Origin of the sequence: Bradyrhizobium uaiense, from assembly GCF_010811875.1 — a bacterium.
GTDB lineage: Bacteria > Pseudomonadota > Alphaproteobacteria > Rhizobiales > Xanthobacteraceae > Bradyrhizobium > Bradyrhizobium uaiense.
In genome coordinates this window covers 1-289 of sequence record NZ_VKHP01000654.1, presented here as the reverse complement: position 1 = coordinate 289, position 289 = coordinate 1, and the positions used below count along the sequence as shown (strand labels likewise).

The following is a 289-nucleotide window of genomic DNA, read 5'->3' as shown; positions in this document are numbered from 1 at the left end:
TCAGAGCACTCAAAAGCAAAAGGTGCGGAGAAATTCGCGCTTACGGTGTTTCTAGCCGTTCCGCTAAGTGTATCGCACCCACGATGTCCATTCTTTGAGCGAGCTTTCGATCGCTGTATCGCGGCTCTCGGCGGAAAGGCAGACCAGCACCTCGCTTGTGGTCTTCGCATCGGCGATCTTTTTCGGCGTGAACTGCCGGAATTTGTCGTGGGTCAGCAGCATGACGAAAATGGTCTCGGAAATCACCATGCAGGAGGCGGTATCGTCGGAGAACTGCGGATTCCTGGTC

General features: G+C 54.7%; 1 pseudogene. It reads right to left on the bottom strand.

Annotation, left to right across the window (positions count from 1 at the left end):
• Positions 1 to 117 precede the first annotated feature (117 nt).
• A pseudogene (locus tag FNJ47_RS46945) lies at positions 118 to 289 on the bottom strand (VOC family protein); the annotation flags it as partial.